This window comes from Pseudomonas fluorescens (genome assembly GCF_902497785.1).
Taxonomy (GTDB): Bacteria; Pseudomonadota; Gammaproteobacteria; order Pseudomonadales; family Pseudomonadaceae; genus Aquipseudomonas; species Aquipseudomonas fluorescens_BO.
This window is the reverse complement of record NZ_CABVHK010000002.1, coordinates 1-26,968: the sequence shown is the minus strand read 5'-3', so window position 1 is coordinate 26,968 and position 26,968 is coordinate 1. Positions and strand designations below refer to the sequence as shown.

The following is a 26,968-nucleotide window of genomic DNA, read 5'->3' as shown; positions in this document are numbered from 1 at the left end:
CCCATAAGCCATAAGCACCGCACTTTGCGTGATATGGCCTGCGAACGTTTGCCGGTATGATAGGCGCCCCCGCAGTCTGGATTGCGAATACGCCATGACCTTGCAGTACCCAACCATCGCCGATTGCGTCGGCAACACTCCGCTGGTCCGTTTGCAGCGCTTGCCCGGTGCCACCAGCAACACTCTTCTGCTCAAGCTTGAAGGGAACAACCCGGCGGGTTCGGTCAAGGACCGGCCGGCGCTGTCGATGATCACCCGTGCCGAGTTGCGCGGGCAGATCCATGTCGGCGATACGCTGATCGAAGCGACCTCGGGCAACACCGGGATCGCCCTGGCGATGGCCGCTGCGATCAAGGGCTACAAGATGATCCTGATCATGCCGGACAACTCCAGCGCCGAGCGCAAGGCGGCGATGACGGCCTATGGCGCCGAGCTGATTCTGGTCACCCAGGAAGAAGGCATGGAGGGCGCCCGTGACCTCGCTCAGCGAATGGAAGCCGAAGGCCGTGGCAAGGTGCTGGATCAGTTCGCCAACGGGGACAACCCGGAGGCGCACTACACCACCACCGGCCCGGAAATCTGGCGCCAGACCGAGGGCACCATCACCCATTTCGTCAGTTCGATGGGCACCACCGGCACCATCATGGGCGTGTCGCGCTACTTGAAAGAGCAAAGCGACGACGTGCAGATCATCGGCCTGCAACCGATGGAAGGCTCGGCAATCCCGGGCATCCGTCGCTGGCCGCAGGAATACCTGCCGAAGATCTATCAGGCCGATCGCGTGGACCGCATCGTCGACATGGCGCAAAGCGAAGCCGAGGACGTCACCCGTCGTCTGGCGCGCGAAGAAGGCATCTTCTGCGGCGTGTCTTCGGGCGGCGCCGTGGCAGCGATGCTGCGCCTGTCCAAAGAAGTTGAAAACGCGGTGATCGTCGCGATCATTTGCGACCGTGGCGACCGATACCTGTCGACCGGCATTTTCGACGCGCCCTACTGATGGCCAAGCACGAGAGAGGCCTGCGCTTCCAGCCCACCGGCGGCAGCAAGGCCCCACAAATTCCGACCGGCAAAAAGCAGCGTTTGAGCATCGAGCGCCTGGCCAATGACGGTCGCGGCATCGCGTTTTTCGAAGGGCGCACCTGGTTCGTTCTCGGCGCATTGGCCGGTGAAGAAGTCGAGGCGCGGGTGTTGGGCGCCCACGGCAAAGTGGTCGAGGCGCGCACCGAACGTGTTTTCCAGGCCAGCGAATTGCGCCGCCTGGCTCCGTGTCCGCACGCAGGTCGCTGTGGCGGCTGCAGCGTGCAACATCTGCCGCATGACGAACAACTCGCACTGAAACAGCGCATGCTCGCCGAGCAATTATCGAAGGTCGCCGGTGTCGAACCCGAAGAGTGGGCAGCGCCGTTGAGCGGTCCGGAATTCGCTTACCGCCGTCGCGCCCGGATCGCAGTGCGCTGGGACATGAAAGCGAAAAACCTTGAAGTCGGATTCCGCGCGGCAGGCAGTCAGGACATTGTCGCGATCAATGAATGCCCGGTGCTGGTACAGCCCTTGCAGCCGATCATGACGGGCTTGCCGGACATGTTGCGCCGCTTGAGCAAACCTCAGGCGCTGGGGCATGTGGAATTGTTCAGCGGCTCGTCATTGGCGGTATTGCTGCGGCACATGGCGCCGTTGTCGGAAGCCGACCTGACGATCCTCAAGGATTTTTGCGTGGTCCATGAAGCGCAGTTGTGGCTGCACGGTGACGGCGAGCCGCAACCGGTCAATGCCGATCAGGCGCTGGGCTATCGACTCGAACAGTGGGATTTGAATCTGGCGTACCGCCCCGGCGATTTCATTCAGGTCAATGCCGGGGTCAACGAAGCGATGGTCGCCCAGGCGCTGGACTGGTTGAAGCCGACCTCCGGTGAACGCGTTCTCGATCTATTCTGTGGCTTGGGCAACTTCGCTTTACCGCTGGCCAAAACCGTTCGCGAGGTGGTGGCGGTCGAAGGCGTGCAGACCATGGTCGAGCGGGCAGCCGCGAATGCTGCTGGCAACAACCTGCATAACGCGAAGTTTTTTCAGGCCGATTTGTCCCAGCCGTTGACCGATGCCGAATGGGCGCGCGAAGGCTTTTCTGCGGTACTCTTGGACCCACCCCGTGACGGCGCTTTCGAGGTGGTGCGCAAGCTCAAGTCGCTTGGCGCGCAACGGTTGGTGTATGTGTCGTGCAATCCGGCAACGCTGGCGCGCGACACAGTGGAATTGATCAAGCAGGGCTACCGGTTAAAACGTGCCGGGATTCTCGATATGTTTCCTCAGACGGCACATGTCGAGGCCATGGCGTTATTTGAAGCGAGCTAGGACGGCTCGTCTGGTCCGACTGGCCCGCCCGTGCAGCATTCGCCCTGGCCCCGCGAATGCACTCCGGCAATAAGGGTCAGCGATTTGACGCATTGAATGTGCGTCGTAGGGAAGGTAAGCAAGATGGTACAGGTGAGAGCACACCAGCCGATCAACACCGACGGCAGTATCAATCTCGAGGCTTGGCTCGATCATGCGGTCAGTGTCGATCTGGCACTGGATCGCGAAGCCTTGAAGGAAGCGTGCGAGTTCGCTCGCGCGTCCGAACAGCAGGCCAATGCGGCAAAGAATCTGTGGTCCGAAGGGACCTCGAGTTTCCGCACGGGCCTTGAGATCGCCGAGATCCTCGCTGACCTCAAACTCGATCAGGATTCGTTGGTTGCGGCGGTCCTGTACCGCGGCGTGCGCGAAGGCCAGATCGAATTGCCGGCCGTGAGCCAGCGCTTCGGCCCGGTGGTCGCCAAACTCATCGACGGCGTGCTGCGCATGGCGGCCATCAGCGCCAGCCTGAGCCCCCGTCAATCCTTGGTGCTTGGCACTCAGGGCCAGGTCGAAAACCTGCGCAAGATGCTCGTGGCCATGGTTGATGACGTGCGCGTGGCGCTGATCAAACTGGCCGAGCGCACCTGCGCGATCCGTGCGGTGAAAACCGCCGACGACGAGAAACGCAACCGCGTCGCCCGCGAAGTCTTCGACATTTACGCACCGCTGGCTCACCGTCTCGGAATCGGTCACATCAAGTGGGAGCTGGAGGACTTGTCCTTCCGTTACCTGGAGCCCGATCAGTACAAGCAGATCGCCAAGTTGCTGCATGAGCGACGCCTCGATCGCGAGCGTTTCATCGCCGACGTGATGAGCCAACTGAAGAACGAATTGCAGGCCACCGGCGTCGATGCCGACATCAGTGGCCGGGCCAAACACATCTATTCGATCTGGCGCAAAATGCAGCGCAAGGGTCTGGAGTTCAGCCAGATCTACGACGTGCGTGCCGTTCGGGTGCTGGTGCCGGAAATGCGCGACTGCTACACCGCGCTCGGCATCGTCCACACGTTGTGGCGGCACATCCCGAAGGAATTCGACGACTACATCGCCAACCCGAAAGAAAACGGCTACCGCTCGCTGCATACGGCGGTGATCGGGCCTGAGGGCAAGGTGCTGGAAGTGCAGATTCGCACCCATTCCATGCACGAAGAAGCCGAGCTGGGTGTTTGTGCGCACTGGCGCTACAAGGGCACCGATGTCAAATCCGGTTCCAATCATTACGAAGAGAAAATCTCCTGGCTGCGTCAGGTGCTCGAGTGGCACGAAGAGCTGGGCGACATCGGTGGGCTGGCCGAACAGTTGCGGGTCGATATCGAGCCGGACCGGGTGTACATCTTCACCCCGGACGGTCACGCCATCGACTTGCCGAAAGGCTCGACGCCGCTGGACTTCGCCTACCGCGTGCACACTGAAATCGGTCACAACTGCCGTGGCGCGAAGATCAACGGGCGGATCGTGCCGCTCAACTACAGCCTGCAAACCGGTGAACAGGTCGAGATCATCACCAGCAAGCACGGCACCCCGAGTCGTGACTGGCTGAACCCGAACCTGGGCTACATCACCACGTCGCGGGCGCGGGCGAAGATTGTTCACTGGTTCAAATTGCAGGCGCGCGATCAGAACGTTGCGGCGGGCAAGACCTTGCTCGAACGCGAACTCAATCGCCTCGGCCTGCCGGCGGTGGACTTCGACAAACTGGCCGACAAGGCCAACATGAAAACCGCCGAGGACATGTACGCGGCGTTGGGCGCGGGCGACTTGCGCCTGGCGCACCTGGTCAACCTGGCGCAGCAACTGGTCGAGCCGGAACGCGGCAACGAACAGCTGGAACTGATTCCGCGAAAAGCCACCGGCTACAAACCGGGCAAGCGTGGGGATATTCAGATTCAGGGCGTCGGCAACCTGATGACACAGATGGCCGGCTGCTGCCAGCCGTTGCCGGGCGACGCAATCGTCGGCTACATCACCCAGGGCCGTGGCGTGAGCATTCACCGTCAGGACTGCGCCTCGGTGCTGCAGCTGGGCGGGCGCGAACCGGAGCGGATCATCCAAGTCAGTTGGGGCCCGGTGCCGGTGCTCACCTACCCGGTGGACATCATCATCCGCGCCTACGACCGTTCCGGTTTGCTGCGTGACGTGTCGCAAGTGCTGCTCAACGAGCGGATCAACGTGCTGGCGGTCAACACACGCTCGAACAAGGAGGACAACACGGCGTTGATGTCCCTGACCATCGAGATTCCGGGGCTGGATGCATTGGGCCGGTTGCTGGGGCGGATATCGCAGTTGCCCAACATCATCGAAACCCGGCGTAACCGCACGCCGTAATCGGTACGCCCGTAGGAGCTGCCGCAGGCTGCGATCTTTTGATCTTGTTGTTTAAAATCAAAAGATCGCAGCCTGCGGCAGCTCCTACGTTTGAACGAGAGTGTGTATGTACAGCCTTGAAGACTTGTTACACCTGATGAGCCGCCTGCGCGACCCGCAGTTCGGTTGTCCGTGGGACATCAGGCAAACCTACGCAACCATCGTCCCGCACACCCTCGAAGAAGCCTACGAGGTCGCCGATGCGATCGAGCGCGGCGACTTCGATCACTTGCAGGGCGAGTTGGGTGATTTGCTGTTCCAGGTGGTCTATTACAGCCAGCTGGCCCGGGAAGAAGGGCGCTTCGAATTCGCAGGCGTCATCGACAGCATCACCCGCAAGCTGATCCGCCGTCATCCGCACGTGTTCCCCACTGGCGATCTGTACGCGCCACTGGATGTACCGCGTCTGAATGAGGAACAGGTCAAGCAGCGCTGGGAAGCGATCAAGGCTGAAGAACGCGCCGAAAAATCTGCGGCACCGCAACAGTTGTCGTTGCTCGACGATGTGCCCGCAGCGTTGCCCGCGTTATCCCGTTCGGCAAAATTGCAGAAGCGCGCTGGGCAGGTCGGTTTCGACTGGCCGGACGCCTTGCCGGTGCTGGACAAGGTGCGCGAAGAGCTTGATGAGGTGCTCCAAGCCATGGCCGATAACGACTCGGCGGCGATTGCCGATGAGGTGGGTGACCTGCTGTTTTCAGTGGTCAATCTGGCGCGGCACTTGAAGGTTGATCCGGAAACCGCCCTGCGTGGCGCCAACAGCAAATTTGAAAGACGCTTCCGTTTTATCGAACAGGCATTGCGCGACACCCACCGTCCCATGGAAGATTGCACCCTCGAAGAGTTGGACGCCTTGTGGGGCGAAGCCAAACGACAGGAAAAGAATTTGCCCAGCTGCGGTTGAGCAGTGGCCTAAGTGAGAAATAAGCACCATGAGCATTTCCCTTCGCGACCAGTTGCTAAAGGCAGGGCTGGTCAACCAAAAGCAGGCCAAACAGGTCGGCAAAGAGAAGCAGAAACAGCAGCGCCTGGCCCACAAAGGCCAGATCGAACTCGATGACTCCCAGCAGCGTGCTGCCCAGGAAGCCATGGCCGAGAAGGTCAAGCGCGACCAGGAGCTTAACCGTCAGCAACAGGAGAAGGTTGAAGCCAAGGCCCGCGCCGCGCAGATCAAGCAACTGATCGAAGTCTCGCGCCTGCCGAAGCTGACCACCGAGGACTACTACAACTTCGTTGATGACAAAAAGGTCAAGCGCCTGAGCGTCAACACGCTGATGCGTAACAAGCTCAGCAACGGCTCGCTGGCGATCGTGCATCACGCCGGCGGCTACGAGGTGATTCCGCGTGAAGCGGCGCTGAAAATCCAGGAACGTGATCCGCAACGCATCGTGCAGTTGAATGTGCAGACTGAAGAAGCAGCTGCCGAGGACGATCCGTACGCGGCTTATCAAATCCCTGATGATCTCATGTGGTAGTTGAGTTGTTACATATTCACTAACGTTGACGTCATTTATATATTGAGCCCGAAAGATTGTATCGATACGATCTTTCGGGTTTTCTTTATTCAAAATTAATACACGCTTAGTGTATGGCTATTTAATTTTTGTTTGAGGAGGATGAGTTATTAATCATAAATTATAAGGAAATTACCCATGCTGATAAATATCGCTTCTTTGCGTCAACCAACGTTTACGCCGCAGTTTTCTTATCTGCGCGCCCCACGGCAGTCCATCACCGATTATGTAACCAGCGAACTGGATATGCGCGTTGCTTACGTACGCCGCAAACTTGAAGTCGCGGCACTCGCAGCCCGTGAAAAATTTCCGGGAGCTGCCTGTCTGTTTTTTACATTGCCCGAGTTTTTCTGGAATATTCCATGGCGCGAAGTCGACAGTGAAGAAGAGCTGAATGAACTGACAACCGCTTATCTTGAGAAAGTTCCAGCGTGTGTAAGACTGTTAATGACAGATTTGCCGGTTGAACATTATGGCAAGATCGTTTTGTTGGCAGGAAGTTGCGCAACCCTGATCAAGGTAGGGGAAGGCGAACGCAGCTACTACGATGTCATTAACTATTTACTGGCGATGACTAATAAAGAATACGAGGTCGACATTCCACTGATGTCGATGTGGCCGAAACGGCATGTGTCGGCTATCGATTTTGGGGAGCATGAATCCGCCGAGAACGGTTTTTTGACGTTCCAACTAAGTAGCGAAGTACGGGTAAAAGTTAAAGCGCTGAGCAGTGTGCAGGCAGAGCACAGTTACTTTGGCGGTTACGGGCAAACGTTTGTAAACAGCCTCGCGCCGGAATGTCCGTTCGGCATTAATCTGTGTCTCGATTATATGGTGCAGGAAGACGGTGAGCGCGACAGCGAAATTGAAATCACAGCGGCGAAGATTGATTTCCTGATCGCCTGCGGTATGCCTTTCAACTACTTCAAGCGTCATCAATCCTCGATTCAGTTCGCTATCAGGAACGATGGTATGGGCCGCGGAGAGTGCGAAGTTGTGAGAGTGGAAGAGGGTGAGATCGCCGATGAAGTCCCTTCAGAGGTCATCGACCACAACCTTTACCTAGTTTCCATTGATGTCGCTTGAAGGGGGCTGATCTGACGACAGCCTGCTCGCGTCGGCTGAGCAGGCTGACATTGTTATCTGGATTTCTCTCAGCCGTTCGCGGACTCGCGCTTGTGTTCCTGCTGTTCCAGTTCGGCCCGGTAGTTATGAGCGTCAGTCTCGGAGTGGAACATCCCGACCAGCATGTCTTGTTGATGCACATCCCAAATACGGATACCGGCGGCTACGCCTTCATGGGACATGTGTGAATCGTCGCGTTCAGTTACTTTCACAGTCATCTGCTAGCTCCAATCTCGGTTATCTGCACCAAGGCCTGTGCAGGACTCTTTTATAGGTTTGGATAGCTTGCTAAGTAAACGGTTGAGATTGGCAACAAATAATTGCGAATTCTGCAAAAGTCCTGCAGCCCGCGTAACACGCGACATTCGGTCGCAGGCGCTGAAGTTTCATGACAAAAGCTTCATGTTCGAGCCTCGATTCACAAGCCCGTAGGAGCTGGCGAAGCCTGCGATCTTTTGATCTTGCTGTTGGATCAAAAGATCGCAGGCTTCGCCAGCTCCTACGGGAGAAGTCGGGGCGAATTCATTTTTCTTAAGGCCAAAAAAAACGCCCCGAACCAGTCGGGGCGTTTTTATGTGCAGCGTAGCGGTGGGGTATTACTTACCCTGCCAGCGCTTCAGAACCAGCGTGGCGTTGGTGCCGCCAAAACCGAAGCTGTTGCTCATCACGGTATTGATGGTGGCGTCTTCGCGAGTCTTGGTCAGGATTGGCATGTCTGCCACTTCCGGGTCCAGTTCGTCGATGTTGGCGGAACCCGCCATGAAGTTGCCTTCCATCATCAGCATGCAGTAGATCGCTTCATGAACGCCGGCGGCGCCCAGGGAGTGACCCGACAGGCTCTTGGTGGAGCTGATGGCCGGAGCATTGGCGCCGAATACTTCACGTACACCTTTCATTTCCGCAACGTCGCCGACCGGAGTCGAGGTGCCGTGGGTGTTCAGGTAGTCGATCGGTGCGTCAACGGTGGACATGGCCATCTGCATGCAGCGGATGGCACCTTCGCCGCTTGGGGCGACCATGTCGTAGCCGTCGGAGGTCGCGCCGTAGCCAACGATTTCCGCGTAGATCTTCGCGCCGCGAGCCAGAGCGTGTTCCAGCTCTTCAACCACGACCATGCCGCCACCGCCAGCAATGACGAAACCGTCACGCTTGGCGTCGTAGGCACGGGAAGCTTTTTCCGGGGTTTCGTTGTACTGGCTGGACAGTGCGCCCATGGCGTCGAACAGGAACGACTGGCTCCAATGCTCTTCTTCACCGCCGCCGGCGAACACGATGTCCTGCTTGCCCATCTGGATCTGTTCCATGGCGGTCCCGATGCAGTGAGCACTGGTGGCGCAGGCAGAAGCGATGGAGTAGTTCAGGCCCTTGATCTTGAACGGGGTCGCCAGACACGCGGAAACCGTGCTGCTCATGGTCCGCGTCACGCGGTATGGGCCGACGCGCTTCACGCCTTTCTCGCGCAGGATGTCCAGCGCTTCCATCTGGTTCAGCGTGGAGGCGCCACCGGAGCCGGCGATCAGGCCGGTACGCGGGTTGGAAACCTGCTCATCGGTCAGACCGGAGTCAGTGATGGCGTCTTTCATGGCCAGGTAGGCGTAGGCCGCCGCGTGGCCGACGAAGCGATAGATCTTGCGATCGATCAGCTCTTCGAGGGGAAGGTCAATGGAGCCGGAAACCTGGCTACGCAGACCCATTTCGGCATATTCCGGGTTGAACCGGATGCCAGGGCGGCTTGCACGCAGGTTAGCGGAGACGGTCTCTTTGTCATTGCCCAGGCACGAAACGATGCCCAGACCAGTGATAACGACGCGGCGCATGCGGATAACCCTTAGAAGTTGTCAGTGGAGGTAAAAACGCCGACCCGAAGGCCTTCGGCGGTGTAGATCTCGCGGCCGTCGACGCTGACCGAACCATCGGCGATCGCCAGGTTCAGCTTGCCTTTCAACACACGCTTGATCTGAATGTTATACGTAACTTTTTTGGCGGTCGGCAGGACCTGACCAAAGAACTTCACTTCGCCCGAACCCAGCGCACGGCCACGGCCCGGCAGGCCTTGCCAACCCAGGAAGAAGCCGACCAGTTGCCACATGGCATCAAGGCCCAGGCAGCCTGGCATCACCGGATCACCTTCGAAGTGACAGGCGAAGAACCACAGGTCCGGAGTGATATCCAGCTCGGCGACCAATTCACCTTTGCCGTACTTGCCACCCTCTTCGCTGATATGGGTGATGCGATCCACCATCAGCATGTTCGGGGCGGGCAGTTGCGCGTTACCCTGGCCGAACAGCTCACCGCGACTGCAGCGCAGCAGGTCTTCCCGGGTAAAGGCGTTTTGTTTGGTCATGCGAGCTCCTCAATAATCCCATGCGGCAGGTGGGGCAAATCTTCCCGGCCGATCGAAGCGTTCATGCCTCGAGTCAGCAGCCTACTCATAGACTATTGCGTTGTGGTGAAAGTCACAGCACCAAGGACATGAATGTACACTTGTGCACTGAAATTTTTATTCAAGCCCCTTTTCGGGCCTGTTCGGGTGCCTAAGACTGCCGCACTTTCGCCTTTCACGCCAGTCGCAGATGGTCGAAAGGCCTGCACTACTGCACCCAACGTTGCAGAATTTGCTGTAGGTCAGTGCGTTTGAAAGGCTTTGCCAGGTAATCGTTCATTCCAGCCGATAAACACGCTTCGCGGTCGCCCTGCAGAGCATTGGCGGTCAGCGCGATAATCGGTAAATCCGTGCAGCCGGGCAATTGACGAATCTGCCGTGTGGCCTCGTAACCGTCGATTATCGGCAGCCGGCAGTCCATCAGAATCGCTTCGAATATCAGGCTCTCGGCACTGCGAACCGCCTGAGCGCCGTCAGTGGCGACGCTGACAGTAAAGCCCAGGCTGCGCAACATTGCTTCGATGACAGTCTGGTTCACCGGATTATCTTCCACCAGCAGCACATTGCGGCCTTCGCCCTTGCCATCACCGTTACCACTCTGCGCGCGCGGCGTCAGTGTCGGCAGCTTCTGTTGATACAACGCCAAAGGGATTTCCAGCGTGAATACCGAGCCGCGACCTTCTTCGCTCTGGGCGCGCAAAGTACCGCCCATGCGTTCCGCCAAGGTGCGGGCAATCGGCAGACCCAGCCCGGTGCCGCCGTACCGCCTCGAAATGGAGCTGTCGGCCTGCTGGAACGCGTTGAACATCAACTCCAGGCGCTCGGCGCAGATGCCTATCCCGCTGTCGCGCACGGTGCAGGTGAACCACAACAGTTCGTGATCCAGCGACTGCCACTGCGGCTCAATGCTGACGCGTCCCTGTTCGGTGAACTTCAGCGCATTGCCGATCAGATTGACCAGGATTTGCCGGATCCGCGTCGGGTCACCTTGAACCTGCAAGGCACGCATGTCCTCGGGAATCATCAGCGCCAAGGCAAGCCCGCGTTGCACCGCGCTGTGCTGGAACGACTGGGCGCAACTGCTGATCAGGTCGGCAAGGTTGAACGGGATGTGCTCCAGTTCCAGTTCCGACCGCTCTATACGCGAGAAATCGAGGATGTCATTGATAACCTTGAGCAGGTGTTCGGTGGACTCTGAGGCCAGGGCCGCGTACTCGACCTGTTCTTCGGTCATCTCGGTGGTTTCCAGCAGTTGCAGCATGCCGAGCACCCCGTTCATGGGGGTGCGCAGTTCATGGCTCATCATTGCCAGGAAGTCGGACTTGGCATTGTTGGCCTTTTCCGCCTCTTCGCGCGTCTGAATCAACTGCGACATCGCCTGATGCTGTTCACGACTGGCCTGTTCGAGGCCGCTGGCGAGGTTGTTGATGTGCTGCGACAGCGCACCGAGTTCGGTGTCATCGACAATCGGCAGAGGCGTCTTGTAATCGCCGCTCTGGATGGCCTTGACCGCGTTGCCGATATCGCGGATCGGCTGCGACAGGCTGCCGGCCAGGCGCCGGGCGATCAGGTAAGTGAACAGCAGGGCGAACAGCGCCAGGATGCCGGCCTTGAACAGGATTTCCTGCTGGCGCTTGCTGAAGGCGTCATTGGACAGGCCGACGATCACCCGGCCCAGATAATCTTCGGCGGGGGCGGTACTGGCGACTTTGCTGTTCTGGAAAAAATCATTGTGCAGCGCAATTCGCTGAAGGCGCACCGGCGCCTGGAACACTTCGACCTGTTGCGAACGGGTGTGGGTTTCCGACGGGTGCTCGACATAGATCAGGATCCGGTTCGCGCTGTCCTGGACTTCGAGAAAGCGCACATTGGGCGTGGCCAGGGTGGCCTTGAGCAGGCTTTCGAGCACTTCGTTGTTGCCCGATATCACCCCGTATTCGGCGGCCGGCGCCAGCTGGTTGGCGATCAGTTGGCCGGTGTGGTTGAGTTCCTGCCGCAGGTCCTGGATCCGCACGAACGTGAAGAAGCTGATCAACAGCAAGGTCAACAGCAGTGCCGGGCCGAGGCTGATGATTTGCGTGCGGGTGTTGATGTCCCATCGACGATGGAAGGTCATGGGCGTCGTTCTCCTTCGGCCAACTGTGTTGCGACCAACGCTTCATTGATCTGTTCAATACCTAATGAACGAGCCACTTGCGGGTTGCTCGAGACTTTGAAGCGATTGGCGTAGTGCGTGCGCGGCCACGTGGCCGGCGGGCGGTCCAGCAGGTCGTCAAGAATCGCCAGCCAGTCGCTTTGATCGCTGTAAGTGCTGGCCAGGCTTCCGGCCCTGACGAACGCGGCGTTGGGGCCGATCAGTGCGGTTTGCCGCGCATAGCTGCTGAGCAGCAGGTTTTTCGCGGTTTTGGGGTTGTACAGGTCGGGATCGTCAAGGCCCAGCAGCACCTCACTGCTATTGAGCAGCGACTGCAAAGGGCGGCTGTCGCTGGTGTTGTCCCAGCGCTCGGTGACGATGTCGAGGCCCAGGTTTGCGCCGGCCTCGCGCACTTCGTTCGCGAGGAATTCACTGTGGCTGTCGTAAAGCACGCCGACCCGTTTGACCTGAGGCAGAAGGATGCGCATCAGGCGTAATTGCCGGCCCAGTGGCGCGTCGCTCCACAGCAGACTCAAGTGCGCGGGCACAGTGGCTCCCAGGCGCTGGCGGGCTTGCAGGCGACTGATGCGCAACACCAGCGTTGCCGGGCCCCGGTGGTCCTGGAGGCGCCAGTCGAGGCTTGGCAGGTCGAGCAGGATCAGCCGGGTGCCGGCGGGCAATTTGTTAGGCGCCGGAAGCTTGGCCAAGGGCTGAAAACGCACGGTATCACCGGGGCGTAACGCGCTCAGGGCCGTCGCGAATGACTGCATGCCAGGACTGTCATCGGCCCCGGCCAGCAGAATGTCAGCGGCATTCGCCGACAGGCTCCACCCGAAACCGGCAAACACCAGGCACAACCCGACCAGCAGGCGGCCAAGGGTTGGCGTTCTCAGTGACCGACACGTCGACATCTAGAACGCCAGCTCCGCGCTGAAGTAGAGCGCTCGCCGCTCGTCGTAGTGGTTATCGATGAAGGTGGTGGGTTGTTGATCGAGGCGTTGTTGCAGCACGCCCGACAGTTCCAGGTTGGCTTTACCCAGGACGATGCGCTTGGCGATGCGGGTATCAACCCGCTCGAAGCGATAGCCATTGAGTGCGTCGTCACCATAGTAGAAGAGTGCGCTGTTCCAGCCATGGCCCCAATCGCGCAGCCAACCGGCGGAACCGCTGTTGCGCGCAGTCTGCCGCGCGTCCAGCGGATTGCTCGCTTCGGCATCGACGTAGGCGTACGTCAGGCGCAGCCGATCGGCACTGCTCAGGCGCCAGTCGAGCTGGGTTTCAGCACCGGTGAATCGAGAGCTGTTGGCGTTGCTGGCGATGTACTGATTGTTGCGCAGGGGTTCGCTGATCATGCCGGTGATCTCGTCGTGGAACACCTTGACGTCCACCGCCAGTCTCCACTCGGCGAAGTAACCGTTGTAGCCCAACTCGCGTGAGCGCATGTGTTCCTGCTCGAGGTTGCCGGGGCCGCGGGTCCTGACGAAATACCGGGCACTGCTCTGGCCGTAGGCCGCGGGTTGCAGGTTGGTGACCCGGTAACTCCAGTTGACGTTGTTTTCGAACATGTCCGGCGAACGGATCGCTTCCGAGTAGACCGCGCGCAAACCGTGGCGCGGATTGATCAGATAGTTGACCGCCACCCGCGGCGTCAGCGAACTGCCGGTCAATTGCGTGTCTTCGAACATGGCGCCGCCCTGCAGCAGCCAGTGCTCGGTGGCTCGCCACTCGAGTTGGCCGAACGCACGCCAGGTGGTGTCATCAAGGGTGCCATTGAAGTAGGTCTCGGAATCTGCCCGGTCGTAACGATAGTTCAGGCCGCTGACCAGTCGCAGACTGTCGGACAGACTGAGGGTGTCTTGCAGTTCCAGGTCGTAGCGTGATTCACGGGTGCTCTGGTCGATATCGCCGCACAGAGTTTGCCGCGCGCCGTTGCGCCACTGGTCCAGCACTCGACTGGCCAGAGCCTGTTCCGCCGGCGTCCCGGCCGGAGCGCCCGGGCCGACGAAGCGCTCGATATTGCGCGCCAGGCGCTCGGTGTAATTCGGATTGAGTTGCCAGAGCTCGGTCAGCTCAGGGCTGAACGAGACCTCGGCATCGCAGGCGCGCCAGGTCTGCTGGCGATCCCAGTGCTGGGCCGACCCTTGAATATAGAGGCTGTGGTCGGGATTGATGTCGAGGTTCCAGCGCAAGGAACCGGCGTAGTCCTTGGCGATGACGTCGGAATTGTTCCCGGCCGCTGTAATCCCCGAAAACACCGGGCGGTAGGTGTAGGGGCGTTGATTGCTGCCGTCCTTGGCATTCAATTGCCAATCGATGCTTTGCCGTTCGTCGAGCGCCTGGCTGACGGCGAGGTTGAAACGGTTTACGCGGCGACTGTCGCGGTAATCGGCGCCGCTACGGTCCGAGTCGAAGCCGTCGTCCTGCTGGCCGGACAGTGACAGACGCAGGTCGCCACCGTCCCAACCGATGCCCTGACTGGCGTAAAAGTCGTCAATGCCGCGCTGGCCACGGGTGATTTTTATCCGCGTGCCGTGGCTGTCGGCCGGGTGGCGGGTGATGATGTTGACCACCGCCATCAGCGCATTGGCGCCATAACTGACGGTGTTCGGGCCGCGAAAGACCTCGACGCGCTCGATGTCTTCCATGGCCACCGGAATGTCAGTCCAGTCCACCGTGGCCAGGCCGGCGCGGTACACCGAACGGCCATCGATCAGCACCTGCATGCGTCGCGCATCGCTGGCGTTGGTGCCGTGATAATTCACCGTTGCCTGATTGCCGCTGAGGTTGCCGACCATCATGCCCGGCACCAGGCGCAGCAACTCACTGATATCGCGGGCGCCGCTGGCGTTGATCAGTTGGCTGTCGATCACCGTCATGCTGCCCGGCACGGCGGCGGGCGACTGCTTGAGGCGCGTGGCCGTCAGCACTTGCGGCAGCGCTTCGTTGTCGAGAAACAGGTCGTCGGCCAGCAGTGGCGGGCTGAAGATCAGCGCCAGAACCAGCGGCGAACGAGGTGAGACGGGGCCAAACGACACAACACATCCTTGATAGTGATGACTCGGCGCGCATGTTAACCGAGCCGCTCGACTTTTCCAGTCACGATGGCGGCATTTTCCTCGTATTTATCGGTCTTCTCCTTACATGTGTCGCTAATTGACGCGGGGGCTGGCCGCCACTGGGGCGCTCCGTATAATGCCGACATCGCCACTGGTATGGATTAACGGATTGCATATGACTGAACAGCGCCCGATTGCGGTCCTGGGGGGCGGAAGTTTTGGTACCGCCGTGGCTAATCTGCTGGCCGAAAACGGGCATCAGGTCCTTCAGTGGATGCGTGACCCGGAACAGGCCGAAGCCATTCGGGTCAATCGCGAAAACCCGCGTTACCTCAAAGGCATCAAAATTCTGCCGGGCGTGGAAGCGGTCACCGACCTGCAAGCCACACTGCAGGCTTGCGACCTGTGCTTCGTCGCGCTGCCGTCCAGCGCGCTGCGCTCGGTACTGGTCCCGCACGCTGAACGGTTGAGCGGCAAGCTGCTCGTCAGCCTGACCAAAGGCATCGAAGCCCACACGTTCAAACTGATGAGCGAGATCCTCGAAGAGATTGCCCCGCAAGCGCGCATCGGCGTGCTGTCCGGGCCTAACCTGGCCAGTGAAATCGCCGAGCACGCATTGACCGCGACGGTGGTCGCCAGCGAAGACGAAGAATTGTGCCAGCGGGTTCAGGAAGCGCTGCACGGTCGCACCTTCCGCGTGTACGCCAGCGCCGATCGCTTCGGTGTGGAGTTGGGCGGGGCGCTGAAAAACGTCTATGCCATTATTGCCGGCATGGCGGTGGCGCTGGGCATGGGCGAAAACACCAAGAGCATGCTGATCACCCGGGCGCTGGCGGAAATGACCCGCTTCGCGGTGAACCAGGGTGCCAACCCGATGACTTTTCTCGGGCTCGCAGGCGTCGGTGATTTGATCGTGACTTGCTCGTCGCCGAAAAGCCGCAACTACCAGGTCGGGTTTGCCCTGGGCCAGGGCTTGAGCCTGGAGGACGCGGTGACGCGTCTGGGTGAAGTCGCCGAGGGTGTGAACACCTTGAAAGTGCTGAAGGCCAAGGCGCAGGAAGTGGGCGTTTACATGCCGTTGGTCGCCGGGCTGCACGCGATCCTGTTCGAGGGGCGCACGCTCAATCAGGTGATTGAATTGTTGATGCGTGGCGAACCGAAGACCGACGTCGACTTCATTTCCACCAGTGGTTTCAACTGAGCACGCTCCCGAAAAGGAGCAGGAGAGCGAGACATGAACGATCCGAAAATCGAAGCCAGTTACGAATCCATCCTGCTGCGTGTGCTGTGGATGATCGTGTTCTTGCTGGTCTGGCAAGTGGCGCAATTCATCCTCGGCGCCGTGGTGCTGATTCAACTGGTCTATCGTTTGATCTATGGCGCGCCGAGCGCCAGCCTGATGAATTTCGGCGACAGCCTGAGCCAGTTCCTGGCGCAGATCGGCCGTTTCGGCACCTTCCACAGCGACCAGAAACCCTGGCCGTTCGCTGACTGGCCGACGCCGCGCACACCGGAAGGCGAAGCGCCACACGTGGTAGCCCCTGCGCCGCATCCGGTCCGGGATGAGGAACCCAAGCTATGAAACTCTGGGTATTGCGTCATGGTGAGGCCGAGCCTTATGGCTCGCGTCCTGACTCCGAACGGGCACTGACCGCTCACGGTCGTGAAGAAACGCTGCGCAGCGCTGCGCAGCTGATCGGCCAGCCGATTACCGCGATCTATGCCAGCCCGTATCTGCGCGCACAGCAGACGGCCGAGCTGGTGCGAGAAGCCCTGGGTTTTCAGCCGGAGATCCGTACCGTCGAGTGGTTGACTCCCGACAACCGCCCGCAAGCGGTGGCAGAACAATTGGTCTCGGTGGATTATGCATTGCTGGTCAGCCATAACCCACTGGTGGGCAACCTTTTGGGCTACCTGCAACACGGCCATGTGCAGCAACCCGAAGCGGTGAAAACCGCTGGCCTTGCCGAGCTGGAAGGCGATATGCCGCTGGCCGGGGCGATGAAGCTCAACGGTATCAAGCACCCCTGACGGCGCAAGATCGCAGCCTCGTTGCACTCGACAGCTCCTACACGGGTTGTGCATTTTCATGTCGGAGCTGTCGAGTGCAACGAGGCTGCGATCCTTTTAACCGTTTCCCCATGTAAAAAAACAACCAAGCAACCGCTTGGTTGACTACGCTTGCTCCAGAATAAAAAAACAGGAGCGAGTCGCATGTCTGCTGCTTTTCGTTTGCCACTGGACGTCTTTTACGAGCGTGAAGCCCGTCATCCGCGCCAGCGATTTCTGGTCCAGCCCGTGGGTGGTGGCGTGGTCGAAACCCTGACTTGGGAAGACGTCGGCCACCAGGCCCGCTGCGCCGCGCACTGGCTGCGAGCACGTGAATTGCCGCAAGGCAGCCACATCACCCTGATCTCGAAAAACTGTGCCCACTGGATCATTGCGGACCTGGCGATCTGGATGGCCGGGCATGTGTCAGTGCCGTTGTACCCCAACCTCACCGCCGAATCTGTCTCCCAGGTACTTGAACACTCCGAAGCGGCGCTGGCTTTTATCGGCAAGCTCGATGACTGGCCGGGCATGTCCCGCGGTGTCAGTCCCGACCTCCCGACCATCAGCCTGCCATTGCATCCGCCGGGCAGTTTTTCGTTCAGTTGGGCCGACTTGCAGCAGAGTTCGCCGATCCAGGACGACCCGAAACCGGCAGCCGACCAGTTGGCGACCATCATTTACACCTCCGGCACCACCGGCATGCCCAAAGGGGTGATGCACAGCTTTGGCAATCTGGGGTTCGCCACCACCCGCGGCACGCAGCTGTTCAACCTTAATGAGTCGGATCGGCTGCTGTCGTATCTGCCGCTGTGCCACGTCGCCGAGCGCATGTTTGTCGAGTTGGCGTCGATCTACACCGGGCAAACGGTGTTTTTCGCCGAGAGCCTGGAAACCTTTCTCACCGATTTGCAGCGAGCGCGGCCGACTGCGCTGTTTGGCGTGCCGCGCATCTGGACCAAATTCCAGATGGGTGTGTACGGCAAGATCCCGGCCAAGCGCCTCGATTTTCTGCTCGGGCTGCCCTTCATCGGCAAGCGGGTAGGGCACAAAGTGCTGGCAGGGCTTGGGCTGGATGCCTTGCGCGTCGCGCTGTCCGGTGCGGCGCCAGTGCCCCAGACCTTGTTGCTGTGGTACCGCAAGCTCGGGCTGGATGTGCTGGAGGTGTACGGCATGACTGAAAGCTGCGGTTATTCCCACATTGGTCGCCCGGGCGACAACAAGCCTGGCTGGATCGGCAAGCCTTGCCCGGAGGTCGAAGTGCGGATCGCCGAATCCGGTGAAGTGATGGTGCGCAGCGGCGCGACCATGCTCGGGTATTTCAAGGAACCGGAGAAAACCGCCGACACCATTACCGAAGACGGCTTCCTGCGCACCGGTGACAAGGGCGAGCAAGACGCCGAAGGAAACCTGCGCCTGACCGGGCGGCTGAAAGAAATCTTCAAGACCAGCAAAGGCAAGTACGTGGCGCCGGCACCGATTGAGAATCGTCTGGCGGTGCATTCGCGCATCGAGCAAGTGTGCGTGGTCGGCGATGGGTTGAGCGCGCCGTTGGGGTTGTGCGTGCTGTCGGCAGTCGGGCAACAGGACGCCGGCGGCACTGCGCGCGCCGGCCTGCACTCGAGCCTGGAAAAACTCCTCGAAGAGGTCAACGCCGCCCTTGATAAGCACGAGCGCCTGCGCCGTCTGGTGGTGGTCAAAGACAGCTGGGCCGTGGAGAACGGCTTTTTGACGCCGACCCTGAAGATCAAGCGCAACATGATCGAAGCCGCTTACGGCGACCGGTTCGAAGAATGGAGCGAGCGCAGCGAAGCGGTGCTGTGGCAGGATTGAGTGACAAATAAAACCAACAAAGGATGTCTGCAATGAGTTTGTGGCGTACCACTCCCAACATCGAGCAGTTGAACGCAATCCAGAAAAACACCATCGGCGAAGTGCTGGATATCCGCTTCGAAGCCTTCGACGAAGAGTCCCTGACCGCCAGCATGGTCATCGACCACCGCACCCATCAGCCTTATGGCCTGCTGCACGGCGGCGCCTCGGTGGTGCTGGCTGAGACCGTCGGCTCCATGGCCAGCTACTTGTGCATCGATGCCAGCAAGTTTTACTGCGTGGGTCTTGAGATCAATGCCAACCATTTGCGCGGGTTGCGTAGCGGGCGGGTGACGGCGGTGGCCCGGGCGATTCATATCGGGCGCACCACCCATGTCTGGGACATTCGGTTGACCAGTGACGAGGGCAAGGCCAGTTGTGTGTCGCGGCTGACCATGGCGGTGGTGCCGTTGGGAGAAAATCCGCCGCTGCGTTGATTCGCCAGTGAACGCAATTATTCCTACTGATGATGACCCGTGGCGAGGGAGCTTGCTCCCGCTGGGCTGCACAGCAGCCCCACTCGGTATTCCAGCAACGCCTGCGCACTTGAAGGCAAGCAAGCACGTTCACCACAAGATTCCGATTTCAGAATGGCCCATCGGCATGACCGGACTGTCATCATTCCTGGCAGTTACAGTCATTGCTGCCCGACGTTGTGTTGCGGACAATCAACGTCTGATTCTCGCTTATGGATTTGCCGGTATGTCGCAGCAGATATTTTTCGCCCACGCCAATGGGTTCCCCTCAGGAACCTACGGCAAATTGTTCGCGGCGTTGGCGCCCGAGTATCAGGTGGCGCATTTGCCGCAGCACGCCCATGACCCGCGTTTCCCGGCGGACGACAACTGGCACAATCTGGTGGACGAGCTGATTCATCACCTCAAGCAGCAGGCGCAACCGGTATGGGGCGTCGGTCATTCGTTTGGCGGCGTATTGCACCTGCACGCCGCGTTGCGTTGTCCCGAGTTGTATCGCGGCGTGGTGATGCTCGATTCGCCAGTGTTGACCCGCGCTGATCAGTGGGTGATTCGCGCCGCCAAGCGCTTCGGTTTTATCGACCGCCTGACGCCGGCCGGGCGCACGCTGGGACGGCGGGAAGAATTCGCCGACCTGGAGTCGGCCCGAGTGTATTTCGCTGGAAAAACCCTGTTTCGCGGCTTCGATCCGGAGTGTTTCGACGCTTACCTGCAACACGGTTTGCACAAGGTCGGCGACAAGTTGCGTCTGCGCTTCGATCCGGCCACGGAAATCAGCATCTACCGCGGCGTGCCGGACACCAGCCCCGGCCGTGCACGGCAACTTAAAGTGCCGCTGGCGGTGGTGCGCGGCCGCAACAGCCGCGTGGTGATGCGCCATCACGCCAGTTCCGTCGGGCGCATGCCGCTGGGCGAATCCCTGACCATGCCGGGCGGGCATATGTTTCCCCTTGAGCGTCCCCAGGACACGGCCACGCTGCTGAAAAACCTGTTCAGCCGCTGGGACACTCGCCAGCAGCAGGATTGCGCATGAGCCACGGTGTCGAAGAAGTCCGCCTGAGCCTGCCGCACATCGAGCTGGCTGCGCACCTGTTCGGCCCCGAAGACGGTTTGCCGGTAATCGCCTTGCACGGCTGGCTGGATAACGCCAACAGCTTTGCACGGTTGGCGCCGAAGCTCGAAGGGCTGCGTATCGTTGCGCTGGACATGGCCGGTCACGGTCATTCCGGGCATCGTCCGCCGGGTGCGGGTTACGCCATGTGGGACTATGCCCATGACGTGCTGCAAGTCGCCGAACAGCTTGGCTGGAAGCGGTTTGCTCTGTTGGGGCATTCAATGGGCGCAATCGCGTCGCTGATCATCGCCGGGTCGATGCCGGAGCGGGTTACCCACCTCGCGTTAATCGACGGCATCATTCCTCCTACGGACAAAGGCGAAAATGCCGCCGAACGTATGGGCATGGCCCTGCAAGCGCAGTTGGACCTGCAGGAGAAACGCAAGCCGGTCTACAACACCCTCGACCGCGCCATCGAAGCGCGGATGAAAGGTCTGGTGGCGGTCAGTCGCGAAGCCGCCGAGTTACTGGCCCAGCGTGGCCTGATGCCGGTGCCGGGCGGTTACACCTGGCGCACCGATAACCGTCTGACGCTGCCGTCGCCGCTGCGTCTTACCACCGAACAGGCGATGGCCTTCGTTCAGCGGGTCAGTTGCCCCGCGCTGCTGGTGGTCGCGGCCGACGGTATGCTCGCCAAACATCCGGAGTTGCTGGACCGTCTACCCTTCAGGCGTGAACAGCTGCCAGGCGGGCATCATTTGCACCTGAATGACGACACCGGTGCCGACCTTGTCGCAGACTGTTTCAATCGGTTCTTCGCTGTTCCTTGACTTGCGCCGGGCAACTGTCGAGGCTGGGCGGGTTGAAATGGGAGACAACCATGATAGATCTCTACACCGCTGCGACCCCGAATGGCCACAAGGTCTCTATCGTGCTCGAGGAACTCGGCCTGCCCTACACAGTGCACGCCTTGAGTTTCGACAAAAAGGAACAGAAGTCCGCAGACTTCCTCAAGATCAATCCCAATGGCCGGATCCCGGCAATTGTCGACCGCGCCAACGGCGATTTTGCCGTGTTCGAATCCGGCGCCATTCTGATTTACCTCGCTGAAATGTCCGGCAAACTGCTGCCTCAGGACCCGAAAGGACGTTCTGTGGTGTTGCAGTGGCTGATGTTCCAGATGGGTGGAATCGGCCCGATGCAGGGCCAGGCCAACGTGTTCTTTCGTTATTTTCCGGAGAAACTCCAGGGCGCCATCGACCGCTATCAGCATGAAACCCGTCGCCTGTATGAAGTGCTCGACAGCCGCCTGCAATCGGTGGAATTCCTCGCGGGCGAGTACAGCATTGCCGACATCGCCACCTATCCGTGGGTTCGCGGGCACGAGTGGTCCGGTGTGGCCGTGGACGGATTGGACAGTTTGCAGCGCTGGATGGCGACCATGGAAGCGCGCCCGGCAGTGCAGCGCGGTTTGCTGATTCCCGAACGCATTGATGACGCCAGCGTCGTCAAGGGTGCCCAGGCCATGCTGATCCGATGAGCCTGTCCATGCGTTCATTCAGTTTGCTCGCGCTGTGTAGTTTCAGCCCTTTGTTGTTTGCCGCCGATGTGCCGGGCAGTCAGGACCTGCCCATCGTGCCGCGTATAACCGATGCACAAATCGTCGACTATCGCCCGGCGGCGGAACTCGAGCGGATCTATCCGCTGGGTTCTATCCGCAAGATCAGTGGCCAGCTGCGTTTCGATGGCCAGGTCAGTGCCCGCGGACACACCACCTCGGTCACTTACGAGTTGCCGCCGGAGCATTCTTCCACCGAAGCTTTCACCGCCGCTCGCGAAGCCTTGCAAAAGCAGGACGCCGAGTTGCTGTTCTGGTGCCAGGCACGGGATTGCGGTGAGAGCAGCTTGTGGGCCAATGAGGTCTTTGGCAACGCCAAACTGTATGGTGCCGACGATCAACAGGCGTACCTGCTGTTGCGCCTGGCCGCACCGCAGGACAACACGTTGGTCGCGCTTTACAGCATCACGCGCGGTAACCGTAAAGCCTATCTGCACGTCGAACAGTTCGATGCCACGGCGCCGCTGGGTGATTTGCTGCCGACTTCCGCCACCTTGTTGCGCGAACTCAAGAGCACCGGTGAGCTGGATTTCCCGAAACTGACCGGCGATCCCGATGAGACCTGGCTGCGCTTGATCTCCCGAGGATTGAATCTGGACACTACGTTGCGGGTCAGCGTTTCCGGGCCGAAAGCCGAAGCCTGGCGTCAGGCTCTGATCGGGCAGGGGGTGCGTACCGCGAGGATGGAAACCGGCAGCGTCGACGGCTCTGGCCTGCACGTCGAGTTGTTGCGATAAGCTGTATCTGGCGAACGTGCCATGCGCGTTCGCCTACCCTTTTGCAAACTGACTTTTCTCGAGACCTGGATGATCAATAACGATCGGCTGTTGGTGCAAATCCTGCTCCTGGTGCTGTTTGGCGCGAGCTTCTGGGTGATGGCGCCGTTCTGGTCGGCGTTGTTCTGGGGCGCGGTGCTGGCGTTCGCCAGTTGGCCACTGATGCGTCTGCTGACGCGTTGGCTCAACGGTCGCGAATCCCTGGCGGCGGCGTTGCTGACCCTGGGCTGGATGTTGCTGGTGGCGGTGCCGCTGGTGTGGCTGGGGTTCAACCTGGCGGACCACGTGCGCGATGCCACGGCGTTCATCAAGGATGTGCAGGTGGATGGCCTGCCTGCGGCACCGACCTGGCTGGGCGGTGTTCCCCTCGTGGGTGAGCGGCTGGTCGGCATCTGGAACAGTATTGACGAGCAGGGCGCGGCGATGATGCTGTCGATCAAACCCTATCTGGGTCAGGTCGGTAACTGGCTGCTGGCGCGCAGTGCGCAGATCGGCGGCGGCATTCTCGAGCTGACGTTGAGCATCGTGTTTGTGTTCTTTTTTTATCGGGACGGGCCGCGACTGGCGGCGTTTGTCCATGGGCTGCTGCAACGCTTGATCGGTGACCGCGCCGGTTATTACATCGAACTGGTGGCGGGCACGGTGCAACGGGTGGTGAACGGTGTGATCGGGACCGCGGCGGCGCAAGCGGTGCTGTCGCTGATCGGGTTCCTGATTGCCGGTGTTCCGGGCGCGCTGGTGCTGGGGATTGTCACCTTCCTGCTCAGCCTGATTCCGATGGGACCGCCACTGGTGTGGATTCCGGCCACGGCCTGGCTGGCCTGGAAAGGCGAGTACGGCATGGCAGTGTTTCTTGGAATCTGGGGCACGTTCATCATCAGCGGTGTCGACAACGTGCTCAAACCGTACCTGATCAGCCGTGGCGGGAACTTACCGTTGGTCATCGTGCTTTTGGGGGTGTTTGGCGGGTTGATCGCGTTCGGCTTCATTGGTCTGTTTATCGGGCCGACCTTGCTGGCGGTTGCGTACAGTCTGTTGACCGACTGGAGCAAAAGCCAGGCGCGGGTGGAGGATCGCCGGCCTTAAGCTGTTTGTTGAGGCTAATGGCCCCTTCGCGAGCAGGCTCGCTCCCACATTGGATCTGCAAAAGGCCAGGCTTGGCTGAGCGCCGACGACGAATTACCGATCATCGGGCCCCGCAGCGGCGCTGGTTCCGCTACAATGCGCGCCGATTTCGTCCTGCCTGAGAGCCCGCACATGTCCGTCTGCCAGACTCCTATCATCGTCGCCCTGGATTTCCCCACCCGTGACGCCGCACTGAAGCTGGCCGACCAATTGGACCCGAAACTGTGCCGGGTCAAAGTCGGCAAGGAACTGTTCACCAGCTGCGCGGCGGAAATCGTCGGCACCTTGCGTGACAAGGGTTTCGAAGTGTTCCTTGACCTCAAGTTCCACGACATCCCGAACACCACCGCCATGGCGGTCAAAGCGGCGGCGGAAATGGGCGTGTGGATGGTCAACGTGCACTGTTCCGGCGGCCTGCGCATGATGGCCGCTTGCCGGGAAGTGCTGGATCAGCGCAGCGGCCCGAAACCGCTGCTGATCGGCGTGACTGTGCTGACCAGCATGGAGCGTGAGGATCTGGCGGGCATCGGTCTGGACATCGAGCCACAGGAGCAAGTGCTGCGTTTGGCGGCACTGGCGGAAAAAGCCGGGATGGACGGTCTGGTGTGCTCGGCGCTGGAAGCCCAGGCCTTGAAATCGGCCCACCCGTCGCTGCAACTGGTGACCCCGGGGATTCGCCCGGCGGGTAGCGCCCAGGACGATCAGCGCCGCATTCTGACCCCGCGTCAGGCGCTGGACGCCGGTTCCGACTATCTGGTGATTGGCCGCCCGATCAGCCAGGCGGCGGATCCGGCCAAGGCGTTGGCGGCGGTAGTTGCCGAAATCGCCTGACCCAATACCGAAATGTGGGAGCGAGCCTGCTCGCGAAGCGGTGTATCAGCCAACATTAATGTCGACTGACACTCCCTCTTCGCGAGCAGGCTCGCTCCCACATTGGTTTGTGTGCCATTCAAATAGTGCGTTAAACCTTCAACACCAATTTGCCGAAATTCTCGCCGCTGAACAATTTCATCAGCGTCTCGGGGAAGGTCTCCAGCCCTTCAACAATGTCTTCCTTGCTCTTGAGCTGACCTTTGGCCATCCACCCGGCCATTTCCTGTCCGGCCGCGGCAAACTGTGCGGCGTAGTCCATCACCACAAAGCCTTCCATCCGCGCGCGGTTCACCAACAGCGACAAATAGTTGGCCGGCCCTTTGACCGCTTCCTTGTTGTTGTACTGGCTGATGGCGCCACAAATCACCACCCGCGCCTTCATGTTCAGACGGCTCAGCACCGCGTCGAGGATATCGCCGCCGACGTTGTCGAAGTACACGTCCACGCCTTTCGGGCATTCGCGTTTAAGGCCGGCATGAACGTCTTCGCTTTTGTAGTCGATGGCGCCGTCAAAACCCAGCTCATCGATCAGGAACTTGCACTTGTCCGCACCGCCAGCGATGCCGATGACGCGGCAGCCTTTGATCTTGGCGATCTGCCCGGCAATGCTGCCCACCGCTCCTGCGGCACCCGACAGCACCACGGTGTCACCTTCTTTCGGGGCGCCGACATCAAGCAGGGCGAAGTAGGCGGTCATACCGGTCATGCCTAGCGCCGACAGATAACGTGGCAGCGGCGCGAGTTTCGGGTCGACCTTGTAGAAACCTCGCGGCTCACCGAGGAAATAATCCTGCACGCCCAAGGCGCCATTGACGTAGTCCCCGACCGCAAAGCCTGGATTGTTCGACGCCACGACTTTGCCTACACCCAATGCGCGCATGACCTCGCCGATGCCAACCGGTGGAATGTAAGACTTGCCTTCGTTCATCCAGCCACGCATCGCCGGGTCCAGCGACAGGTATTCATTTTTGACCAAAATCTGACCCGCCGCCGGTTCGCCGACCGGTACTTCCTGATAGGTAAAGGTTTCGCGGGTTGCCGCGCCTACTGGACGTTTGGCGAGCAGGAATTGGCGATTGGTCTGGGTAGTCATGAGAGGCACTCAAGATGAATGAAGCCTTGTTGATAGACCTTCAGTGCGGATGCCGCAAGTTTGGCTGATGCGGCGAATGCAGCCTGATCCAGTGCAGTGATAGTGAGACGGGCGGTTCTATCACTACCACTCATGGGCGCTCAACCGGCCTTCTGATAGTGCTGCCGCGCCGGGGACGCCTGTGGCTAGACTGGGTCTGCGCCAACCCACTTTCTTCTATTCGAGGACACACACACATGAGCATGACGTTTTCCGGCCGGGTCGTTGTAGTCACCGGCGGCGCCAATGGCATTGGTCGCGCGACCGCCCAGGCATTCGCCGCCGAAGGGTTGAAAGTGGTAGTGGCGGACATGGACACCGCCGGTGGCGAGGGCACCGTTGCGCTGATTCGAACGGCGGGTGGCGAAGCGACCTTCGTGCGTTGCAACGTCACGCTGGAAAGCGATGTAAAAAATCTGATGGACGAAGTGGTGAATGCCTACGGCCGTCTCGACTACGCCTTTAACAACGCCGGCATCGAAATCGAGAAAGGCAAACTGGCCGACGGAACGCTCGACGAGTTCGACGCAATCATGGGCGTCAACGTCAAGGGTGTCTGGTTGTGCATGAAGTACCAGTTGCCGTTGCTGCTGGCCCAGGGCGGGGGTGCGATCGTCAATACCGCTTCGGTCGCCGGCCTCGGTGCGGCGCCGAAAATGAGTATTTATGCGGCGTCGAAACACGCGGTGATCGGCCTGACCAAATCGGCGGCCATCGAGTATGCGAAGAAAAAGATTCGGGTGAACGCGGTGTGCCCGGCGGTGATCGACACCGACATGTTCCGCCGTGCCTATGAGGCTGATCCGAAGAAAGGCGAATTCGCCAACGCGATGCACCCGGTGGGGCGTATTGGCAAAGTCGAAGAAATCGCCAGTGCGGTGTTGTATCTGTGCAGTGATGGCGCGGCGTTTACCACGGGTCATTCGTTGGCGGTGGATGGTGGGGTGACGGCGTTCTGACCCGCATTGCGCAATTGTTGGTTGCGTACATATCCGGTGAGCACCAACACAATCCCCTGTGGGAGCGAGC

The 26,968-nt window shown here is 60.0% G+C and carries 25 protein-coding genes; 18 read left to right on the top strand and 7 right to left on the bottom strand.

What is annotated here, in order from left to right; translation table 11 throughout:
* The first annotated feature begins 94 nt into the window (after positions 1-94).
* The 6 genes from cysM to F8N62_RS02940 all read left to right on the top strand — a co-directional run bounded on the left by cysM (position 95) and on the right by F8N62_RS02940 (position 7,352).
* A complete protein-coding gene (gene cysM / locus F8N62_RS02965) occupies positions 95-997 on the top strand; it encodes a cysteine synthase CysM (protein WP_150709566.1) in 903 nt (300 codons plus the stop codon).
* Entirely contained in the window at positions 997-2,349 is a 1,353-nt protein-coding gene (rlmD, locus tag F8N62_RS02960; protein ID WP_150709565.1) for a 23S rRNA (uracil(1939)-C(5))-methyltransferase RlmD, read from the top strand. Before cysM ends, rlmD begins: the two co-directional genes overlap by 1 nt.
* A 123-nt stretch (positions 2,350-2,472) precedes the next feature.
* Positions 2,473-4,716: a GTP diphosphokinase gene (relA, locus tag F8N62_RS02955; RefSeq protein WP_150709564.1), complete on the top strand. Its 2,244-nt coding sequence runs from the start codon at positions 2,473-2,475 to the stop codon at positions 4,714-4,716.
* Positions 4,717-4,822: 106 nt separating this feature from the next.
* Positions 4,823-5,656, top strand: coding sequence for a nucleoside triphosphate pyrophosphohydrolase (mazG, locus tag F8N62_RS02950; RefSeq protein WP_150709563.1), 834 nt, complete (start codon positions 4,823-4,825; stop codon positions 5,654-5,656).
* A 28-nt stretch (positions 5,657-5,684) separates the two neighbouring features.
* Positions 5,685-6,227, top strand: coding sequence for a DUF2058 domain-containing protein (locus F8N62_RS02945; protein WP_150709562.1), 543 nt, complete (start codon positions 5,685-5,687; stop codon positions 6,225-6,227).
* Positions 6,228-6,404: 177 nt separating this feature from the next.
* Positions 6,405-7,352 (top strand): hypothetical protein, encoded by a 948-nt coding sequence (locus F8N62_RS02940; RefSeq protein ID WP_150709561.1) that lies wholly within the window; start codon positions 6,405-6,407, stop codon positions 7,350-7,352.
* Between the two features lie 68 nt (positions 7,353-7,420).
* On the opposite strand, the gene F8N62_RS02935 is transcribed toward F8N62_RS02940, so the two are convergent.
* The 6 genes from F8N62_RS02935 to F8N62_RS02910 all read right to left on the bottom strand — a co-directional run bounded on the left by F8N62_RS02935 (position 7,421) and on the right by F8N62_RS02910 (position 14,943).
* Positions 7,421-7,609, bottom strand: a complete 189-nt coding sequence (locus F8N62_RS02935) for a hypothetical protein (protein WP_150709560.1) — start codon at positions 7,607-7,609, stop codon at positions 7,421-7,423.
* Positions 7,610-7,987: 378 nt separating this feature from the next.
* Positions 7,988-9,208 carry a beta-ketoacyl-ACP synthase I gene (gene fabB / locus F8N62_RS02930; protein WP_150709559.1) on the bottom strand — a complete coding sequence of 407 codons (1,221 nt, stop codon included), beginning with the start codon at positions 9,206-9,208 and terminating at the stop codon, positions 7,988-7,990.
* An 11-nt stretch (positions 9,209-9,219) separates the two neighbouring features.
* The gene (gene fabA / locus F8N62_RS02925) at positions 9,220-9,735 is read right to left on the bottom strand and encodes a 3-hydroxyacyl-[acyl-carrier-protein] dehydratase FabA (protein WP_046046480.1); all 516 of its coding nucleotides are present in this window, start codon (positions 9,733-9,735) and stop codon (positions 9,220-9,222) included.
* 247 nt (positions 9,736-9,982) lie between these two features.
* The gene (locus tag F8N62_RS02920) at positions 9,983-11,890 is read right to left on the bottom strand and encodes an ATP-binding protein (protein ID WP_150709558.1); all 1,908 of its coding nucleotides are present in this window, start codon (positions 11,888-11,890) and stop codon (positions 9,983-9,985) included.
* Positions 11,887-12,819 carry an ABC transporter substrate-binding protein gene (locus F8N62_RS02915; protein ID WP_150709557.1) on the bottom strand — a complete coding sequence of 311 codons (933 nt, stop codon included), beginning with the start codon at positions 12,817-12,819 and terminating at the stop codon, positions 11,887-11,889. The genes F8N62_RS02920 and F8N62_RS02915 overlap by 4 nt, the downstream gene beginning before the upstream one ends.
* Positions 12,820-14,943: a TonB-dependent receptor plug domain-containing protein gene (locus F8N62_RS02910; protein ID WP_150709556.1), complete on the bottom strand. Its 2,124-nt coding sequence runs from the start codon at positions 14,941-14,943 to the stop codon at positions 12,820-12,822.
* A 196-nt stretch (positions 14,944-15,139) separates the two neighbouring features.
* On the opposite strand from F8N62_RS02910, the gene F8N62_RS02905 reads away from it, so the two are divergent.
* The 11 genes from F8N62_RS02905 to pyrF all read left to right on the top strand — a co-directional run bounded on the left by F8N62_RS02905 (position 15,140) and on the right by pyrF (position 24,765).
* The gene (locus F8N62_RS02905; protein WP_150709555.1) at positions 15,140-16,165 is read left to right on the top strand and encodes an NAD(P)H-dependent glycerol-3-phosphate dehydrogenase; all 1,026 of its coding nucleotides are present in this window, start codon (positions 15,140-15,142) and stop codon (positions 16,163-16,165) included.
* Between the two features lie 33 nt (positions 16,166-16,198).
* Positions 16,199-16,546, top strand: a complete 348-nt coding sequence (locus F8N62_RS02900; RefSeq protein ID WP_150709554.1) for a DUF4389 domain-containing protein — start codon at positions 16,199-16,201, stop codon at positions 16,544-16,546.
* Positions 16,543-16,995, top strand: a complete 453-nt coding sequence (gene sixA / locus F8N62_RS02895; protein ID WP_150709553.1) for a phosphohistidine phosphatase SixA — start codon at positions 16,543-16,545, stop codon at positions 16,993-16,995. Before F8N62_RS02900 ends, sixA begins: the two co-directional genes overlap by 4 nt.
* Before the next feature lie 183 nt (positions 16,996-17,178).
* Positions 17,179-18,846 (top strand): AMP-binding protein, encoded by a 1,668-nt coding sequence (locus F8N62_RS02890; protein ID WP_150709552.1) that lies wholly within the window; start codon positions 17,179-17,181, stop codon positions 18,844-18,846.
* Positions 18,847-18,878: 32 nt separating this feature from the next.
* Positions 18,879-19,322, top strand: a complete 444-nt coding sequence (locus F8N62_RS02885) for a hotdog fold thioesterase (protein WP_150709551.1) — start codon at positions 18,879-18,881, stop codon at positions 19,320-19,322.
* A 265-nt stretch (positions 19,323-19,587) separates the two neighbouring features.
* Positions 19,588-20,394 carry an alpha/beta fold hydrolase gene (locus tag F8N62_RS02880; RefSeq protein ID WP_150709550.1) on the top strand — a complete coding sequence of 269 codons (807 nt, stop codon included), beginning with the start codon at positions 19,588-19,590 and terminating at the stop codon, positions 20,392-20,394.
* Positions 20,391-21,245 (top strand): alpha/beta hydrolase, encoded by an 855-nt coding sequence (locus tag F8N62_RS02875; RefSeq protein ID WP_150709549.1) that lies wholly within the window; start codon positions 20,391-20,393, stop codon positions 21,243-21,245. Before F8N62_RS02880 ends, F8N62_RS02875 begins: the two co-directional genes overlap by 4 nt.
* 50 nt (positions 21,246-21,295) lie before the next feature.
* Positions 21,296-21,955, top strand: a complete 660-nt coding sequence (locus F8N62_RS02870) for a glutathione S-transferase family protein (protein WP_150709548.1) — start codon at positions 21,296-21,298, stop codon at positions 21,953-21,955.
* Positions 21,956-21,963: 8 nt separating this feature from the next.
* On the top strand, positions 21,964-22,770 hold the full coding sequence (locus F8N62_RS02865) for a DUF4892 domain-containing protein (protein ID WP_150709547.1): 807 nt from the start codon (positions 21,964-21,966) through the stop codon (positions 22,768-22,770).
* Positions 22,771-22,839: 69 nt separating this feature from the next.
* Positions 22,840-23,895 (top strand): AI-2E family transporter, encoded by a 1,056-nt coding sequence (locus F8N62_RS02860; protein WP_150709546.1) that lies wholly within the window; start codon positions 22,840-22,842, stop codon positions 23,893-23,895.
* A gap of 171 nt (positions 23,896-24,066) precedes the next feature.
* Positions 24,067-24,765 carry an orotidine-5'-phosphate decarboxylase gene (gene pyrF, locus F8N62_RS02855; protein WP_191632342.1) on the top strand — a complete coding sequence of 233 codons (699 nt, stop codon included), beginning with the start codon at positions 24,067-24,069 and terminating at the stop codon, positions 24,763-24,765.
* Positions 24,766-24,895: 130 nt separating this feature from the next.
* On the opposite strand, the gene F8N62_RS02850 is transcribed toward pyrF, so the two are convergent.
* Positions 24,896-25,900, bottom strand: a complete 1,005-nt coding sequence (locus F8N62_RS02850) for an NADP-dependent oxidoreductase (RefSeq protein WP_150709544.1) — start codon at positions 25,898-25,900, stop codon at positions 24,896-24,898.
* Between the two features lie 236 nt (positions 25,901-26,136).
* Between F8N62_RS02850 and F8N62_RS02845 the strand changes: the two genes are divergently transcribed.
* A complete protein-coding gene (locus tag F8N62_RS02845; protein ID WP_150709543.1) occupies positions 26,137-26,898 on the top strand; it encodes an SDR family oxidoreductase in 762 nt (253 codons plus the stop codon).
* The last annotated feature ends 70 nt before the right edge of the window (positions 26,899-26,968 follow it).